Origin of the sequence: Facklamia sp. P13064 (assembly GCF_050409425.1) — a bacterium.
Lineage (GTDB): Bacteria > Bacillota > Bacilli > Lactobacillales > Aerococcaceae > Facklamia.
Map to the genome: position 1 here is coordinate 83,942 of NZ_JBNUPM010000005.1, position 18,848 is coordinate 102,789.

Genomic DNA, 18,848 nt, shown 5'->3' on the forward strand with positions numbered 1-18,848 from the left:
AAGACCTTAATGATAATTAGCTTTACCCCTTCTTGAATGCTCGACCCAAGCATGAGTGGTAAGTCGAGACGTCGGAGGCGTTAACTCTATGAGATTATCTTATAAAAGATAATGAACTTGGGTGGAACCACGTCGAATACACGTCCCATTGGTTAGTAATAGCCAATGGGACGTTTTGTTTTAAGTTTCAGTAGTACGGAGGAGGAATCTTATATGTCAACAATTCATTTAACATTACCAGATGGTGCTGTAAGAGAATATCAATCAGGCATCACACCCATGCAAGTAGCAGAATCTATCTCTCGTTCTTTAGCTAAAGCAACCTTAGCAGGTAAATTTGAAGGAGAGATTATTGACCATAATCGACCAATTGAAAAGGATGGGTCAATTGAGATTATCACTAATAAAAGTGACGAAGCTTTACAAATTATGCGTCACTCAACCGCTCACTTAATGGCTCATGCTATGACTCGTTTGTATCCAGGTATTCACTTTGGTGTAGGACCTGCCATTGATTCAGGATTCTATTATGATACTGACAAACCAGATCCAATTACCGAAGAAGAATTGCCAAAAATTGAAAAGGAAATGAAAAAAATTATTTCAGCCAATTATCCAATTGAACGGCGAGTGGTATCGCGTCAAGAGGCTTTAGAGATTTTTAAGGATGATCCTTACAAGCAAGAGTTAATCAATGATTTACCTGAAGACGAAATTATCACCGTCTATACGCAAGAAGATTTTACTGATTTATGTCGTGGAATTCATGTGCCTTCAACTGGTAAGATTAAGACTTTTAAACTCTTGTCACTCGCTGGAGCTTATTGGCGTGGCAATTCTGATAATAAGATGATGCAAAGGGTTTATGGAACAGCATTCTTTAAACAAGAAGATCTAGATGAATTCTTAAGATTACGTGAAGAGGCCAAGGAGCGCGACCACCGTAAATTAGGTAAAGAATTGAACATATTCATGATTAGTCCGGAAGCGGGATCAGGTTTACCTTTCTGGCTACCTAATGGAGCAACTATCCGTCGTACCATCGAACGCTATATTACTGATAAGGAAATTTCATTGGGTTATCAACATGTTTACACTCCAATCATGGCCAAGACGGATCTTTATAAGACCTCGGGACACTGGGATCATTATCAAGATGATATGTTCCCGCCTATGGATATGGGTGACGGTGAGATGCTTGTTCTAAGACCGATGAACTGTCCACACCATATGATGATTTATAAAGATGATATTCATTCCTATCGTGAACTACCTATTCGAATTGCAGAATTAGGGATGATGCATCGTTATGAAAAATCGGGTGCTTTATCAGGCTTGCAGCGTGTTCGTGAAATGACACTTAATGATGCGCATATTTTCGTTCGTCCTGACCAAATTAAAGAGGAATTTAAGCGTGTGTTACAGTTGATTTCTGAGGTATATGAGGACTTTGGCATTACAGATTATCGTTATCGTTTATCATACCGTGATCCTGAGGATACTAAGAAATACTTTGATGATGATGAGATGTGGGAAAAAGCCCAAGCTATGCTTAAAGAAGCTATGGATGAATTAGAATTGGATTACTTTGAAGCGGAAGGGGAAGCAGCTTTCTATGGGCCTAAGTTAGATGTTCAATTCAAAACAGCTATTGGCTTAGAAGAAACCATGTCCACAGTACAATTAGACTTCCTACTTCCAGAACGCTTTGACCTAACTTATGTAGGTGAGGATGGTCAAAATGACCATCGTCCGGTTGTTATCCACCGTGGTGTAGTTTCAACTATGGAACGATTCGTTGCCTACTTAATTGAAGAGTACAAGGGATCCTTCCCTACTTGGTTAGCTCCAGTTCAAGTTGTTCTTTTACCAGTTAATCTCGCAGCCCATGGTGAAAAAGTAGAAGAAATCTATCATGCTTTGAGAAATGTTGGTGTTCGCGTTGAAATGGACTTGCGTAATGAAAAACTTGGCTATAAGATTCGTTCAGCTCAAACTTCTAAAGTTCCTTACCAATTAGTAATTGGGGACAAAGAAGTTGAATCTGGTAATGTGAATGTTCGTCGTTACGGTCAAGAAAATTCAGAATCAGTTTCGGTTGAAGATTTCATTGCAATGATTTTAGCGGATATTAATAATAAATCGAAAAAATAAAAAATTATAATTCTAAACACTTATCGCCCAAATTGTCTTTATTAACTACTTAAAGGCAAATTTGAGACTAAGTGTTTTTTTAATTCACAAAAATTATTTTCTAATAAGGCGGCAGTTATTAGCAATGATCATAGCAGTCTTGTATAGGTGTCATGAAGGCACAGGGTATTTCAAGCTTCGTTATCGGTAGCTCAGTCGTCTACCAAACTTTACTAATGGCGGTTATAGGAGCCACGCTCGGTTTGATATTTACTCTTTTAACAGCCCTTTATTTACCAGCAAAAGTACCTTTTGCTTTTTCATGGGAATTAATTGGAATTACAATGATCTTAATGATTGTCTTTGCGGTTTTAGGTGGATTGCTTTCAGTTAGACAAATTGTACGCATTGATCCAAGTTAAGCAATATCTTAGGAGATAAACGTGAAAGCCATAGAAATTAAAAATATTGAAAAAAGTTTTAAAGATGGTGACAAAACAATTCAAGCTTTGAAACAGACTAATTTTGTGATTGAACCAGGCGAATTTGTGGCCATAATTGGCCCATCTGGTTCTGGTAAAAGTACTTTATTATCGATTATTGGAGGGCTCCAAAGTCCTTCAAAAGGTCAAGTATACTTAAAAGAAGAAGATTTTTCCGCTTTAAGTGATAAAGAACGTACTAAACGCCGCTTTGATAAAATAGGTTTAATTTTACAAGCCTCGAATCTTATTCCTTTTTAAAAGTTAAAGATCAATTCCGCTTAGCTGATGAACCGACGGCTAGTTTAGATAGTGAACGTGCTTTCGAGGTAGTGGATCTCTTAGCAAAAATGACTAAGGAAATAGCATAAGCAACAATTATGGTGACGCATGACACGCGGCTAATATCTAAATGTGACCGATTTTTTAAAATGATAGATGGAAAATTAGAAGAAGCCGATAGCAATGAATATTTAAAAAGCAGATTTCCTTTTTAAAGGAGATCTGCTTTTTAATCATCTAAAATTGTCAAATATTCTTTTAATAAAGTTAGTTATTGGATTATCTCTTCGATTTTCTAAAGTGTTTTTTTCTTGTTCGGTTTGAGACTCATTATCTTCTTCACCATCTATGGAAGTTTCATTAAGCTCTTCTTCAACTTTGGATTGAGTTACTTGATTAAGGGGTAAGTTTTCATTTTGATATAAATCAGGATGTTCAGCTAAAGCATCAAGAATCAAGGTTAATTGATCATAAGAAGAAGAATAACTTCCATCTTCTTGGATAAAGTTCCCCATGGATAAGGCAATAATTTCACGCCCATTTTCCTTGCCTGTCGCTACAAAACTATCTCCTGCACCATCTGTGAGACCGGATTTAAGGCCATTAATTCCTTCTCTTCCTAATGATTGACCAGGTAAAAGAGGATTAGGGGTATTAAAAACTTGGCTAAAGTCGCCATCTTCCTGGAAAACATAAGTTTTAGCAGAAGAAATATTTAAAATTTCTGGAAATTCTTTAATGACATTTTGAGTCATCAAAGCTAGGTCCTGAGCAGACATTGCGTTTTCATTACTAGCTAGAGACCCAGCCATACGCCAATCTTCAGGTATAAATTCATTAGGGACACCAGAAGTTGTGTATAAATCGAAATCTACAAAGCCCCAATTATTAAGTTGGTCGATCATCGCTTGAACAGCTGCAGTTTCTGAACCATAGATTTCTCGCATCAGTAAAGAGGCTGCATCATTCCCTGAACGCATAATTAAAGCATGAAGTAAATCATCTACAGTATATTTTTGACCAGCTATTAAAGGGGTGCTAGTTAACTCAGGGTTATCAGAGAGTGCTTGAGTTAGATCACTGGGAGCTTCAATTTCACTTGTAATTTTTATTTTCCCATCTTCAATTGCTTTATAAGTAAGATAGGCTGTAAGAATTTTAGTTGTAGAAGCAATTGGATAGGGGATATTACTTCCTCTTTGAGCTAAAATTCGATTTGTTTCAACATCTACCACAATGAAGGATCTTGAACTAATTGAACTATCAAAAAAGCTGGTTAGCTCCTCTGGGTAATCATCTGGCATGACGACCGTCTTGTATTCTTTGGCCTTATTAATATCTCTAGACAGATCAGGTAATTTAGATAAATTTTCAACTTGGGCTGAAATAGCTTGATTGAATAAATTGCTAAAAAGCATGACTAAAACAAGTTTTTTAAAAAATTTTTGCCAATTTATTGAATGTATAGGCATAGGCTGTCCTCCTTAAAATGGGTGTGACTAACGTTAAAACTAGTCAATAAACTATTCTTTATTATAGCGAAATCTCAATTTAAGTCCAATTGAGATATGAAATTTAAAAAAATCAAAGAAGCATCAAATTTCGTTCACAGTTATGAAAAGCGCAATTTTAAATGTTGATTGGTAAAAATAAAAGAGATTACAACATAGTAATTTTTGATAAAATAGTTTTATTTATTGGGAGAAATTTAATAGAGAGACCACTCATTGATAATAAGGTTAAGTTTTCCCATAAATTGATCCACTGTCCCAATTTCTCTTTTCATTAGAACCAGAGCATAGATAGGGTGTCCATTTTCAAAATAAATAGCTGTACCGTGATAGGCATAATCCAGTTGTCCATATTTAGCAGCCATACCACCTTTGATATAAAGCTTAAAGTGTTGATCTTTTTCAGAAATGGATATGTATCTAACTAGAGGTAAATATTCTTTATCTTGGGCAATTTGTTTTAGTTAAACTAATAAAGTATTAGGAGTAGCATAGTTATATTGATCATAAAGACTTTCTGTCTTTTGACTAGCCCCTGATTTTTCAACCAAATCACGTTTAAAGTCTCCAAAATTGTTTTGATAATAATTAATCAGAATGTTTCAAGCGATGTTATTTGAATACACTAATAAATTTTCAATCAGCTCTTCTAATTGGTATTCAGACTGAATGGGACTATGGGTATTTTTTTCTGCACCTGATTCAAAATCAACATTGCTGGCAGGCAATTGACTTTTCCAGTTAAGTTTTCCCTCTTCAATTAATTAGATGTAAAGAACAGTCGTTCCAACTTTATTGCTAGAAGGAGCATATTGGCCGATAATTTCGTTTAAAAAGTGAGATTCTTTAGTGAAAAAATTATAGTAGGAAATGCCTAGACGAGAAGATGGGGAATTATAGTCATTTATTAAATCATTCACTAAATCAGTAACTGAACGATAGGAATCATAATTTCTTGAATAGGATGTAACTTGATGTTCTTCAATCCGATTTTTTCATCCATGCTGGTTTCTTGAGTCTCAATAGTTGTACTTAGTCTTTCTGACGCAGTTGTAATAGATTCTTCGCTATCAGAAGGAGAATGAGAGTCCTGCTGACAGTCAACTAGAAATATCATAAAAAAGCTAATAAAAAGTTTTTTATCGACATGAGCATTTCCTAAGATAATGTAAGAAATACGGTGTCAACCACATAAACATTGAACTTATTTCTAAATAACGAGTCCATTTAAGCTTTGAGATGAACTGTATTTGGTTAATAATAACTACTTTATGAATAATCTTCAAGATAAAATCTGTTTTTACTTAATGAATATATAGAGCATCTTTTGCTATAATAATAAATATTAGTCATGGAGGTGGATGGTAGTGAATTTGAAATCTTTGACTCAAAGTGAAAATCTTGAAGGTAATTTATTCTTATTGGTGTCAGTTTCAGTCTTATTACCTTTTTATGTTGGTAGCGCTGTTATTTTTTTAACAACCTTATATCTTCTATTTCAACACCGTCGAGACTTGAGACAGATAATGCGCAAACAGAGTTGGTTATTTATCTTTTTGATATATAGTTTAATCATATCAATCTACTTTAGGAATTATATCGGAGTTGCCGTCACATTTGTTCTTTTTTTACTTTTTTTACTATTTAATTTTTATTTTCAAATAATTACTCCTCAGCTTTTTTTAAAACAGATAAAAATTTTCACATGGGGGTCTATCCCGTTAGCTTTGCTAGCGTTTGTAAGATATACTTACTATGTTTTTATGAATGGTTACGATTTATTTTATATTTTTAAGTATCATAATCCGCAAATTCGTGCAGAAGCAACGTTTTTTAATCCTAATTATTATGGACTATATATTGCCATGGTTTTAGTAATGGCTATTTATTTAATGGCGAAAACAAAGCGACCACTTGATCGTTGGTTATCGATGATAGTCATCTTCTTAAATTTAATTAGTTTATTTTTAACTGCTTCGAGATGGTCTATTCCTACTTGTATTGTAGGGATTGTCCTTATGGTATTTTTCTTAAAGCCTAAAATAGCATGGGGGATTGGTTTTGCTTTAGCAGGAGGTTTTTTAACTTTGTTTATAAAACCTGAATTATTACCTAGGTTTACTACTTTGGCGCATGCTTTTGATGACCGTTTTGCAATTTGGTATACTGGATGGCAAATATTTATAACAAGCCCCTTAATCGGAAGAGGGCCTATGGCTTATGTTACCTTTTATTATTTGTTTGCAGATCAAGGAAAAATGCATGCCCACCAGTTATTGATTGATACACTAGCTAATTACGGTATTGTAGGTCTAATGGTTTTAACAATGGCTTTTAGTCATTACTTTAGGAATGTAGTTGAACGAGTCTTCCAACCTAAAATTAGACTAGAATTAGGTCTCATTGTGTCAATATTAGTAATCGTTCTTTTTCACGGTACGATGGATGTGGGAATTTTTTGGATACAAACAGGCTATATCTTACTAAGTATTCTAGTGGTCCCTTTTTGTGTTCTCGAACAATTGGAAAATGAAGTTTAAAAGTATGTTGATCAAATAATTTTGAATACAAAATTCACCCACGCAACTTTTGTTGAAGAAGTTGCGTGGGTGATGTGATTATTATTGAATCTGTTGGTAATGGTACCATTCATTTACGCGTAAATTTAAATCCCCCATAAAATTATCGAGTGTACCCAGATCGTTGGTCATTAGCACTAGACTATATATAGGCTTTCCATCTTCGAAGTATATACCTGTATCGTGATAACCATTACCATACTGACCATATTTAGTAGCCATTCCTTTATCAACGTACAGCTTGAATCGTTGTCCTTTTTGTGCGATTAACATGTAGTTTATAATAGGTTGATAGCTATCATCGAAAGCAATTTTATTAAGATAACCGATTAGCATATTGGGTGTCGCATAGTTCATATTTTGAGTTAAAGCAATCGGTTTATTATTAATGCCTGATAGTTCGATTAAGTCATTGCGATAATCACCATAATTTTCGTAATAATAATCGATTAAAATGTTCCAGGCAGTATTATCTGAATTGACTAGAAGGTTAGAAATCAATTCCTCTAAGCTATAATATGAGCGCAAGGGATTATTGGTGATTCTACCATCACCTTCTTCTAAATCCTTTTCGCTAGCAGGCAGTTGACTATCCCAACTTAGGACACCTGCTTCAATTAGGTCGAGATATAGGACGGAGGTTCCCACTTTGTTGGTAGAAGCTGCATGACGTGCTTCATTTTCGTTTAAGTAATAGGATTCTTCACTTACAAAATTTTGATAAGCAATACCTAGCTTAGAAGAATCAAAGCCATATTCATCAATTAAATCTTCGATAATTTCTTGAACGGAGTCATATTGATCGTAATCTAAGGAAAATGATGAAGCGGCTGGTTGTTGTTCGGTATCATCTTCTTGTGTAGTTTCAATAGTTGTTTTTCCACCACTTGCAGAGGTGGTTTCTTCCTTATCGGTTGTTCCGTCATCTTCAACTATTGGTTTATCTTCTTTAACTGTTTCGGTACTTTCGTTAGGCTCTATGGAAGAAACTTCTAAGTCTTCGTTTGTCTCTTCTTTATCATCGTTTGACTTGTTTTGCTTTTTTATAATTGCTTTTCTTAATTTGTCAGTTTTGGATAAAGTTGTTTCTCTACTCTCTTCTTTAGTAGAAGATATTTGATCATCTTCATCAGCAACTGACTTTTCAAGTGAGGAAGAAGGTTGACTTTGTAATGATTGTGAATCCTCTAATGAAGCTTGATTGTTAGATGAGTCAACTGAAGAGCTTTTCACTTCAGGGGATGAGGTATTTTGGCAAGCTGTTAACAGCCCTATCATAATCGTTCCTATTATAAATTTTTTTAAGTCCATTAAAAAACTCCTAATATTTAGATTTCTGCAGTATTATATCATCAATTATGATTAATAGCTAAAGGAAATTTGCGCTCTAAGAATTTGAGGGCTAGACGCTAAGACATAAGCATGCCCATTTAGAATCACCTTGTGTAACATATGTTTGACAACTCTAGACACTCTAGAATGCTCTAAGAATTTTAACTTGATTTATCAAATGAAGTGTGATACACTGTATAAGTTGAGAAAACAAGTAGAAACAAACCGTTTCTCGCCGGACATTAGAAGATGTAGGGCAAATCATTTATGGAGCAGAAAATTCTGTTTTTGTAAATTGATAGAGACGGCACGTATACAAACGGGCTGTTTTTTGTTTTTATTTGTCACTCATAAAAATTATGGAGGTGGACTCATATCGCTAAAGAAGCATTGATTAATGGGCAAATTCGCGCTAAGGAATTGCGCGTCATCGGTGATAATGGAGAACAAATTGGAGTTAAATCGCTACAAGACGCTTTAACGATTGCTGAATCTTTTGATTTGGACCTCGTGCTCGTTTCACCGCAAGCTAATCCGCCAGTTGCACGGATTATGGATTACGGTAAATATCGCTACGAGTTACAGAAAAAAGAAAAAGAACAACGTAAGAATACAAAAGTAGTCAGTGTTAAAGAAGTACGTCTCAGTCCTTCAATTGATGACCATGATTACCAGACGAAATTACGTCAAGCAATCAAGTTCTTGGAAAAAGGCGATAAAGTGAAAGCAAGTATCCGGTTTAGAGGACGGTCAATTACCCATAAGGATTTAGGTTTAGATGTTTTGGAAGACTTTATTGAAGATACAAAAGAAGTTTCGACCGTGGAGTCAAAACCTAAAATGGAAGGCCGTAGTATGTTTACCATACTCGCACCCTCGTCAGAATCATAATACGATTAATAAGTAGGAATATAGGAGGATTATTATGCCAAAACAAAAAACTCACCGCGGTTTAGCAAAACGCGTTAAGAAAACAGGTACAGGTAAATTGAAACGTTCACGTGCATTTACTTCCCACCGTTTCCACGGTAAAACTAAAAAGCAACGTCGTCAACTACGTAAATCAGCTTTAGTTTCTGCTTCAGATATGAAACGTATTAAGCAACAAATTTCAGCTTTATAGGAATAAAGGAGGAAGAAAATCATGGCACGCGTAAAAGGTGGATATGTTACACGTCAACGTCGTAAACGTACATTAAAATTAGCTAAAGGTTATTACGGAGCAAAGTCAAAATTATTTAAGACAGCTAAGCAGCAAGTTATGAAGTCATACATGTATGCTTTTCGTGACCGTCGTCAAACCAAACGTAATTTCCGTCGTTTGTGGATTACACGTATTAATGCAGCAGCTCGTCAAAATGATATGAGTTACTCTGTATTAATGAATGGTTTGAAAAAAGCCGGAATCGAAATTAACCGTAAAATGTTAGCAGATATTGCTATCAATGATGCAGCAGCATTTACTGCTTTGGTTGAGGAAGCCAAAAAAGCATTAGTTTAAAAAATAGACTCTATATCAAATAGGGCTGATGATAAATTAAGGAGACTAAGCAGTTAATATCTGTTTGGTCTCTTTTTCTTTTTCTTCGGATACAAATTGTCTCGCGTTAAAAGATTTTATCTTTAAAATGACAATAGTTTCGGGAGTCATGGACATTGCGCTTAAGCACTTTAAATTTATTGATCACCCCTTAGTTAGTTCAGGATGGTTGAAGGTAATCTCAAGAAAGTTGTTGGGATTCCGAAGGTTCTTCTTAACCTAGATGATAGCCGGGAGGTTGAATTGTCACAGAGTAAGACCTTAAATGCTTTGTGACTAAATTTTTCTAAGGGATAGTGTAGCTTTTGTATCATTTGATAGGTGCTTTTAAACACTTGCTTCTGATTTTATAGGTCATTGTCCCTATTGTCGGTATTGTTCAAAAACAGTCCCCCAATATCTTTTGATTTATTGTAGAGCGCCTGTCTCTATGATGTACTTGATTTATCCAATGAATGTGCAACCGATTTAATTCAGGATTAAGGGATTGAACAACGATATGAAACCGTTCAATAATAATCAAAGTATTAGGGCTCAATTGGCAAGTTAAGGCAATGTAGGCTGTGTATCAGTCAATGAAAATAGTTTTTACCTTATTTTATTCATGATGACTATAACGGTAAAAGTACTTTTTTAGATATTTTAAGTGACATCTTCTACAACATCTATGACTTGATGGGGAATGACATTGCACTAGCAAAGCTTACAGCCCCCTTCACTGTTGGAATTGACTTAAACTTATCAAACAAATCTTTTAAGGGAGGGTAGGTGGCCGTTTATGAGAAACGGAAGCGAAGGCAATTATGACATGATGCACTTATAGATAGATATGTTTGATAAGCAATCATCTTTTTTGAGGGCGTGTGAATTGTTAAACACGCTATTTTTGTTTGGTAGCACTAGAGATGAAACAATGTATCTACAAGGGCTTATTCTGAGCAGGAAAGTGTGGTGATCAAAGCTTGTTTGTTCAGACAAAAACAGACCTTTCCTAAGCCTTATAAGGAGCTAATAATAGGTAAATAGTTAGCCTTTTAATGACAGTCTTTTTCTTATGATAGTAGGAGCAAGGATGAAAAGGGTGAACAGGAGAACTTAAGGCGCAAGAAATATAGTGATTATTTTTGACTTGTGCGACTCAATTATGAGAGAAATTAATGTTTGGGTCTTTAGTATTGAGGACTGTTCTATCTTATTAGTCATGCACAGACTTCTTTCTATATAGTAGAACATGCTTTTAATACATTAAATGTCTGTGTTTTTGTGAATGATCCCTATAATTTATAGAATCATAATATGTTGAAGCCAAAGTCAAGGGAATCTTGATTTTGGTTTTTTGTTTTATATGGAAGTAAACATTTTGAAACATAATTAAATTTAAAAAGAATAGTTTCTTGATACTAATAGAAAAGTTATTTTTCTTTTACGTTCAATTAGTTAAAAGTTAATTAGTAGGAAATTTTTAATCTGAAATTTAACCATAACACTACTACAATTCACAATATTGTGGTAATATGGGATAAAGTCCATGTAATTGTGTAGATTATGAAAGTCCATATAAAGCCCCTTTTACGGCGCGATGTTTTTGCTATAAAACATACCTAGTAGATTTTTATAGAGGCTAAGAACATCTTACATTGAATAATGAAGAGTTTAAAGCATTATTAAATAATCGATAAAGGGGAATGTCTCTAAAACATTTAATAACCATGTTTAAAAAAAGTAATGAATAATTGACAAAAACAATTTATTCAGGCTGATGGTTACAGGTGATTCGAAAGGTGTCAGAGTCAAAGGATATATATGACAATGGCTCAGTTCGATAAGAAAGCGTATTAAATTTGATCAACAAGAGACTGTTAAAACATTGCAGTGTAATTCACACAGGATTATGGGCTTGACTTAATATTATGGGTATAAAGACACTAATGTGAGAGATTTTATGAATTAGAAAGGAGTTATATGAAGAAATTATCAGCAAGGATAAAGTGAGCTTGAGCAAAAGTTAATAAGGAGGCGAATTGTAATGAATAAAAAAATAATGGTTAATTTAGTGTTGACAATGATGCTTGTGTTGAATATCGTTTTCTCACCACAAACGATGTACGCAGTTTCGCAGGTGTTTGATACAGATTCTACTACCATGGTAAAGAATGAAAAAATTGTCGATGGCCAAGTGCTCGAAACTAGGACTAAGAATAAAGCTGGCGAACAAAAAGATGTGGATAATAACATTTTAAAGGATGAATCCCTTCTGGAAGAGATAGGAGATGATAATCTAAACGAAGAGACACAAGTGGATAATTCAAACAACTCAGAAGATGATGCAGAACATCTTCCTCAAAAGAAAACAGAAATCTCAATGGATAAAGCGTCAGAAGGCATCAACAATATTGATCCTCCAATAGATGAAGCGGCTGTAGAGAATGAAATGGTTCCTGAAAACGCTACTTTTAGTGTCCTTCAAGGCAACTGGGTGAAAAATGTTGTTATGACTGTCACCACAACAGACAATAACACATTCATTTTACCTGATGGGGAATCGATAACTTTTACTCCATCAGAATTAAATGCTTTAATACTTGATTATACTCTAGTTAGTCCTCCTAATACGGTAATAAATGCTGGGGACACTTATACTATTGTTTTGCCAGAAATTTTTGAAGGAAGTTCCGCAGCTGTTTCACTTCTGGTGGAAGGTACAGAAGTGGGTACTTATACTGTAACTAATGGGGAAGTTGCCATTCTTTTTAATGATAAGGCTAAGGAATTTGATGATTTAAATATAAACATAAAGATTTCTGGACAGTTCGATACAACACAATTGATTGAAGAAGAATTTATTGAGGTTGTCATTCCATACGGTGAAGGAGGGTTTTTTACAACAACTATCATTGCTGAGGAAATACCTTATGACGGGGAAGATAAAAAAATAGCAGGACAACCCTATATTATTGATGAAAACGGAGAAAAAGTATATAAAGATGTAACTGGACAACCAGTGACAAACCCTACACATATAGATTGGACCGTTCGATTAAATGATAGTATGGCCACCGTTTCAGAGGCTACATATACCGATTATTTTGGTGATGATTTAGAGCTTTTACCAGAAAGTATCTTAGTTGAAAAGCTCATTCGTAATTACGAAAACCAAGTGATAGGCCAAGAAGAAGTAGTGGTTGCACCGTTAATAAGTGATTCGCGCTTTGAAATTGACTTAGGGTCAATTGAAGATGCCTATGATATTAGCTATACTACATTAATTAATCGACCGAATGGGGGAGGAGCTAAAACTATCAGTAATACTGGATTAATTTTCCTAGATGGTTCAGAAACTCCTGTTTCTGATAGTTTTGAGGGAACGTGGTATGAAGATCTACCGACTATTACTAAACAAGGTTCAATCTCAGAGCAAGATCCCTCGATAATTGATTGGGAAGTTACTTATAATTATGGCCAGGAAGATCTTGGGACAGTAATTTTAGAAGATTTAATAAGTGGAGTGGACTCTCAAACGAAGAATATTACAGAAAAAATTAAACTTTTAAAAGATACGATTAAAGTGCGTAAGGTTGTTCCTGATAGTAACGGCAATGTTTTAAACCCAGAAGATTTCACACCAGTTAGTGGAAGCTTTCCTTTAGAACTTAATGCTCAAGGACAAGCCTATTATATTACTTTTTCGACAGAAGTAGAATTGGGTGTTCAGGGGACAGTCACTAATATTATCTCTGATAATCTAGATCCACAAAATAGTGCAACCGACTCGGTTGTTATAAATACTATTCCAACTTTTGGTAAAGCTGGGGAGCAATTGGTAGATGATGAAGGTAAGCCATATATTGAATGGAAAATTACCCTTAATTCGCAAAGAATCAATATGGGTAGCATGACAATTCGAGATGTGTTTGATCAAAGTTTATTAGACTTTAATGTTGCAGATTTATCTTCATATGAATTATACCAAGATGAGATAACAACAGAAAAGTTAATTGATAATAGTAATTACTACATTCGTAATTATACACATAGCGATAATCGAGAAGGATTTGCTCTGACTGTCCAGAATGCAGGACCTCATAAGTATATATTTGTTTATCGAACATATTACACGACAGCAGGACTGCAAGAACCTAATATAGCTAATAATGCTGAACTCGTTTACTTATTCGGTGAGGAAAGTGGACCAGGAATTTCTTTTGATGTTAACTTAGCAGGTCCTAAAGCAGGAATAAAAAAAGTTGGTTCTTATGTAACTAGCGAAGATAAAACTGAGCAATTTATTGAATGGAAGATTACTTTTAATGAAAGTAATATTAATCTTACTAAACCAATAATTGAAGATAGTTTTAGTAGTGGCAATTATAAGTATGTAAATGATTCTTTTGAATTAACTTCTACAAATGAAGGTGCTTTGGCTTTTGATCCTACTGCATTAATAATGAATCCAAGTCAAGGATTTACCTATCAATTTGGTACTGATACCAATGCTACTTATACTATTAAATATCTTACAACCGTAGATGACGCCAATAACCTCGACCAAATAAATAAAGTTACTTTAGATTGGCAAGGTGGTAAGGAAGAAGCAACAGCTAATGTTTATAAACGTCAAGCAGGTATTAATAAGAAAGCTAACATTGTGATTGATGCTGAAGGTAATAAACACATTAATTGGATTATTAATTTCAATACAAAAAAAGCCGTTTTAGCTAATGTAGTAATCACTGATCAATATTCTCCGTCAACAGCAGACATGTCTAATATTCTTCTATATAGAGACGGAGAGGAAGTTGATCCTAGCCAATACCAGGTCATTGAAGAAAGTCAAGGATCATTTGAACTTATATTAGGAGACATTGATGCAGTTCCGTATACGCTCACATATACAACTAGTCTTTCGTCAGGAGAAGAAGTAAATCTTATTCAAAACAAAGCGTTATTAACTTATACAAACGGGAGTGAGCTAGCCTTTATAAAAGTTCCGAGCCCTGCTTTATCGGTTAACAAAGAAGCAGTGAGCCTAGACAAGACTCCAGATAATCCTGTTATCTCATGGGAAATAACTGCGAATGCGAACACATCAAATCTCATTAACTTAGTAGATCCTGTTTTAACAGACACAATACCAGGCGATCAAGCTTTAATTCAAGATAGCATTAAAGTTTATGATCAAAGTGGCACCCTTATTACCGACAATCTTAATGTGACAATTAACACTGATTCCAATAGTTTCGTCATTCAACTACCAAACGGATCTTATCAATACAAAGTACAATATGACACGGAAATTTTGCAATTCCCATCATTCCATGAAAGTGTTTTGGACAGATATACTAATTCAACTACTTTATCAATGATATACGAAAAAGAAGATGTTGTCGCTAGTGTATCAGATACAGCCTACTTGGATTATTTTGCAAATAACAACAGTGGATTGGTTGCTAAAACAGGGACACAGAACCAATTAACCGAAAACATTGATTGGACAGTTACTGTGAATGAGGAAGGTCTGACAATCAAGAATCCAATAATAGAAGATCAACTTTCGGATAAACATAGTTATCTAACTGATTCATTTAAAGTTAGAGATAGCGCAAATAATCTTTTGAATATTAATGAAGACTATTCAATTTCTTTCGCTGAAGATGACAGAAGTTTCAAGTTGACTTTAAACGATACAATAACGCAAGCTATTACAATTTCTTACTCCACACGATTAAATGATAATTTAATTGGTACTTATCAGGTTACTAATACCATTACATTAAAGGGCGGAGAAGAGAGAAAAATTATTAAAGAAACAGTTACTGAAACAACTGCTCAACAGTATCAATTTGGTGGAGGCGGAACAGGGAGAAAACTTGATTTTAAAATTCTCAAAAAGGCTAAAAGTGGAAAAGCTATACGAGATGTTGGATTTAAGATTGAAAACATAGACATTCATGGAAATGTCGATACGGTAGTATCGGAAGTATTTACAAGCGAGGAAGGTATTTATATTTCAGATAAATTGAGAGCTGGAAAATATATTCTCACTGAGACATCAACTCCTGAAGGTTTTAAAACACTTGCATCATCAATTTATTTTACAATTAACTATTCGGTTGATAATCCACAGTCTTACGAATTACAATTACTTAATTCAAATGGAGAAGTTGCCGAGATACCTAATGTATCAACCAATGGTAATGTAATAACAATCATCAATGAACCCAAAGAGGTTAAGACTCCATTAAAAGCAAAGAAGATTTTAAGAGGTCTAAATTTAGCTGACGGACAGTTTCATTTTGAATTACTAAATGAGGATGGAGAGATTATTTCTCGAGCTAAGAACGATGTTAATGGTAATATAGTGTTTGAAGCGCTTACTTTTGACACAGTAGGTGATTACCAATATATGATACGTGAAAAAATAGATCAACAGGCAGGGGTAACTTATGATACAAATCAATATAATGTATTAATATCAGTCACCTACGATGAACAAGGGCACTTAGCAACTAATATCCAATACGAAGAGGATGATCTACCTACCTTTAAAAACTCTTATACGCCTAAAGTTGGAAAACTATCATTATTGGCTGAAAAAAAATTAGAGGGTCTTTCTCTAGAAAAAGACCAGTTTAATTTCCAAGTATTTAATGAAAATGAAGAAGTTGTTGCAACAGGTACGAATGATAGCAATGGAAAAGTTGTTTTCAGTGAATTAACCTTTGATAAAATTGGAGTATATAGGTATAAAATTGGTGAAAAGAAAGATAACCAGCTAGGTATTGCGTATGATCAAACAACCTATGATGTGATCGTTAAGGTAACCGATGACGAGAAGGGTCAATTACAATTGGTTGTAGAATATCCTAACAATAAGGTTCCTGTCTTTACCAATGTATATACTACTCAACCAGGAAAAGCTTCATTAATTGCTAAAAAAGAATTAACAGGTCTTGATTTAATAGCTGGTCAATTCAATTTTGAAGTCCTAAATTCTGATGGTGAAATTATTTCGACAGCATCGAATGATATAGATGGGAAAGTAGCATTTACTGATATATCTTACGAAAATGTTGGAGAATATAATTACACTATTCGTGAAACCCAGGATGATCAAGCAGGTATCACTTATGATGATTCAACATATGATGTTACAATTATAGTAACTGATAATGGAGCAGGACAACTTGTTCATGAAGTGGTTTATCCTGATCAAGCTATCCCTGTCTTTAAAAATAGTTACACAGCAGCAAAGGGTGTACTTTCATTAGTCGCAGAGAAAAAATTAGAAGGATTAGACTTAGTAGCGGGTCAATTTAACTTTGAAGTTGTGGATACCAACAATGCAGTCGTAGCAACAGGTACGAATGATAGCAATGGAAAAGTAGTCTTTAGTGAATTATCATTTGATACGGTAGGCGAGTATGCGTATACCTTACGTGAAGTGTCAGACAATCAAGCAGGAATTACCTACGATGATTCAGTGCATGAAGTAGTAGTTACCGTAACCGATGATGGGACAGGTTTCTTAAGGTTAAGTGTCACCTATCAAAATGATGCAATAGCTGTTTTCAAAAATATTTATACTGAAATTTCAGAAAAGCCTAAAGATCTTGAAAAACCTCAGGAACCAGAAAATCCTAAAGACCCAGAAAAACCAGAAAAACCGAAAAACCCGGATAACCCTAAAAATCAAGAAAACACTAAGGATACTTTACCTATAACCGGTGAAGAAACTACTTATTCATTATTAGCTCTGACAGTTTTGATTATTGGTTTGATGATTTATCTTTTGGGTAAAAAAGGTTTAAGTAAGAAATTTTAGGAATAGATACCCTTAAGACATTTGTAGATTATAATTTACCGAACAAATGAACGTTATGGAATCACTTTTAAGGTAAGTAAAACAGACGAATCGCTTGATTCGTCTGTTTTATTCTTATAAAAGGGTGAATTTTTATGAAAAATAGCCTCCCAAAAGGTCTACTCTGTGAGACTTGAGAGGAAAATTTTAGGAGGGAAATAATTGTTGATAGTTAAGTATTATAATAAAAGTCATTCAAAAAACTATTGAAAGAAATAAGCGGTCAATCTCTGAAACGAAAGCCTCTCGACCTCTTATTTCAATAAATTAAAATGGGTAGAACATTTAACAGAGTGATCTAAATGTTGTGAATGTAATAAATCTAGATGATCAATAACGGATTCATAAGTAACATTATCCTCGAGCAAAATCCCTTCATCTTCACGGGTAGAATCAAATATCACAAGACTAGGGGTTGAATGAACACCCATGGCTTTAGCAATTTTAAGGTCATTAAAATATAATTCTCGTGTGAAATCGGAATAGAAATCCTCATAGAACAAATCTGAATCTAAACCATTGCTTGCAGCAAGGTCCATAATTAAGTTTTCGTTCAAAAGAGATAGATCGTGATAAATTTTTTGTTGTAAATCTTTTAAAAAGCATCTGCCTTTACGTTTGCCTTGAAAGTGTGCAGCTTTTACGGCTAAAGCAGCTTTATAAAGTTTACAGTAGAGGTCATTACGGACTGCTAAACTAGGTTGAATAATGCCTAAACGCTGCATAAAGTCATTTAAAATCTCTTCATTATGTATACAAAGAATATTAATGTCAATCTTTGAAGAAATTAATTTACTAGCCTTATTAATCTCTTGCTCGGAATAGTAGCATTTTCGCCCTAAAGGATTGACAAACAAATAAAAGTCAAAATACTTTGCCTGACCATTAAAGTGATAATCAATCATATAATTTTCCACACTATTCCTCCTTCGTATTACTTTTTCTTAGTATAAGCTTATCATAAACATAGTGTAATCTATAATAATACGCCTAGAGTGAAAAACCTCACAAATAAATAGTATGCCGTAAAATGATAGATATTTCAACTAATGAACAGTTATATACGAAAACCCTGTTAAACGTAAATGATAATGTCTCAAGAGAACACAAATCAAAATGTCCCACTAT

General features: G+C 34.3%; 12 protein-coding genes and 1 pseudogene. 8 read left to right on the forward strand and 5 right to left on the reverse strand.

Annotated elements, in window-relative coordinates:
• The first annotated feature begins 213 nt into the window (after positions 1–213).
• From thrS to ACQV2S_RS03545, 3 genes and pseudogenes are all read left to right on the forward strand, one after another.
• On the forward strand, positions 214–2,154 hold the full coding sequence (thrS, locus tag ACQV2S_RS03535; protein WP_428873626.1) for a threonine--tRNA ligase: 1,941 nt from the start codon (positions 214–216) through the stop codon (positions 2,152–2,154).
• Positions 2,155–2,306: 152 nt separating this feature from the next.
• On the forward strand, positions 2,307–2,555 hold the full coding sequence (locus ACQV2S_RS03540) for an FtsX-like permease family protein (RefSeq protein WP_428873627.1): 249 nt from the start codon (positions 2,307–2,309) through the stop codon (positions 2,553–2,555).
• A gap of 21 nt (positions 2,556–2,576) precedes the next feature.
• Positions 2,577–3,112: pseudogene (locus tag ACQV2S_RS03545) on the forward strand (ABC transporter ATP-binding protein).
• 18 nt (positions 3,113–3,130) lie between these two features.
• Here the strand turns inward: ACQV2S_RS03545 and ACQV2S_RS03550 are convergent.
• The 3 genes from ACQV2S_RS03550 to ACQV2S_RS03560 all read right to left on the reverse strand — a co-directional run bounded on the left by ACQV2S_RS03550 (position 3,131) and on the right by ACQV2S_RS03560 (position 5,169).
• Entirely contained in the window at positions 3,131–4,369 is a 1,239-nt protein-coding gene (locus tag ACQV2S_RS03550; RefSeq protein ID WP_428874549.1) for a D-alanyl-D-alanine carboxypeptidase family protein, read from the reverse strand.
• A 236-nt stretch (positions 4,370–4,605) separates the two neighbouring features.
• Positions 4,606–4,773 carry a hypothetical protein gene (locus tag ACQV2S_RS03555; RefSeq protein WP_428874550.1) on the reverse strand — a complete coding sequence of 56 codons (168 nt, stop codon included), beginning with the start codon at positions 4,771–4,773 and terminating at the stop codon, positions 4,606–4,608.
• Positions 4,774–5,010: 237 nt separating this feature from the next.
• The gene (locus tag ACQV2S_RS03560; RefSeq protein WP_428874555.1) at positions 5,011–5,169 is read right to left on the reverse strand and encodes a serine hydrolase; all 159 of its coding nucleotides are present in this window, start codon (positions 5,167–5,169) and stop codon (positions 5,011–5,013) included.
• Between the two features lie 600 nt (positions 5,170–5,769).
• Here ACQV2S_RS03560 and ACQV2S_RS03565 point away from each other — a divergent pair.
• The gene (locus ACQV2S_RS03565; RefSeq protein ID WP_428885030.1) at positions 5,770–6,948 is read left to right on the forward strand and encodes an O-antigen ligase family protein; all 1,179 of its coding nucleotides are present in this window, start codon (positions 5,770–5,772) and stop codon (positions 6,946–6,948) included.
• 81 nt (positions 6,949–7,029) lie between these two features.
• On the opposite strand, the gene ACQV2S_RS03570 is transcribed toward ACQV2S_RS03565, so the two are convergent.
• Entirely contained in the window at positions 7,030–8,298 is a 1,269-nt protein-coding gene (locus ACQV2S_RS03570) for a serine hydrolase (protein WP_428885031.1), read from the reverse strand.
• Between the two features lie 411 nt (positions 8,299–8,709).
• Between ACQV2S_RS03570 and infC the strand changes: the two genes are divergently transcribed.
• From infC to ACQV2S_RS03590, 4 genes are all read left to right on the forward strand, one after another.
• Positions 8,710–9,210 (forward strand): translation initiation factor IF-3, encoded by a 501-nt coding sequence (gene infC, locus ACQV2S_RS03575; RefSeq protein ID WP_258436502.1) that lies wholly within the window; start codon positions 8,710–8,712, stop codon positions 9,208–9,210.
• 34 nt (positions 9,211–9,244) lie between these two features.
• The gene (gene rpmI / locus ACQV2S_RS03580) at positions 9,245–9,442 is read left to right on the forward strand and encodes a 50S ribosomal protein L35 (RefSeq protein ID WP_258436501.1); all 198 of its coding nucleotides are present in this window, start codon (positions 9,245–9,247) and stop codon (positions 9,440–9,442) included.
• Positions 9,443–9,463: 21 nt separating this feature from the next.
• Complete coding sequence (gene rplT, locus ACQV2S_RS03585) at positions 9,464–9,820, forward strand: 50S ribosomal protein L20 (RefSeq protein ID WP_428874468.1); 357 nt, start codon at positions 9,464–9,466, stop codon at positions 9,818–9,820.
• A 2,065-nt stretch (positions 9,821–11,885) separates the two neighbouring features.
• Positions 11,886–17,681, forward strand: coding sequence for a Spy0128 family protein (locus tag ACQV2S_RS03590; RefSeq protein WP_428885032.1), 5,796 nt, complete (start codon positions 11,886–11,888; stop codon positions 17,679–17,681).
• Positions 17,682–17,974: 293 nt separating this feature from the next.
• Here the strand turns inward: ACQV2S_RS03590 and ACQV2S_RS03595 are convergent, their stop codons facing one another.
• Positions 17,975–18,637, reverse strand: a complete 663-nt coding sequence (locus tag ACQV2S_RS03595; protein WP_428874466.1) for a DsbA family protein — start codon at positions 18,635–18,637, stop codon at positions 17,975–17,977.
• Between the last annotated feature and the right edge of the window lie 211 nt (positions 18,638–18,848).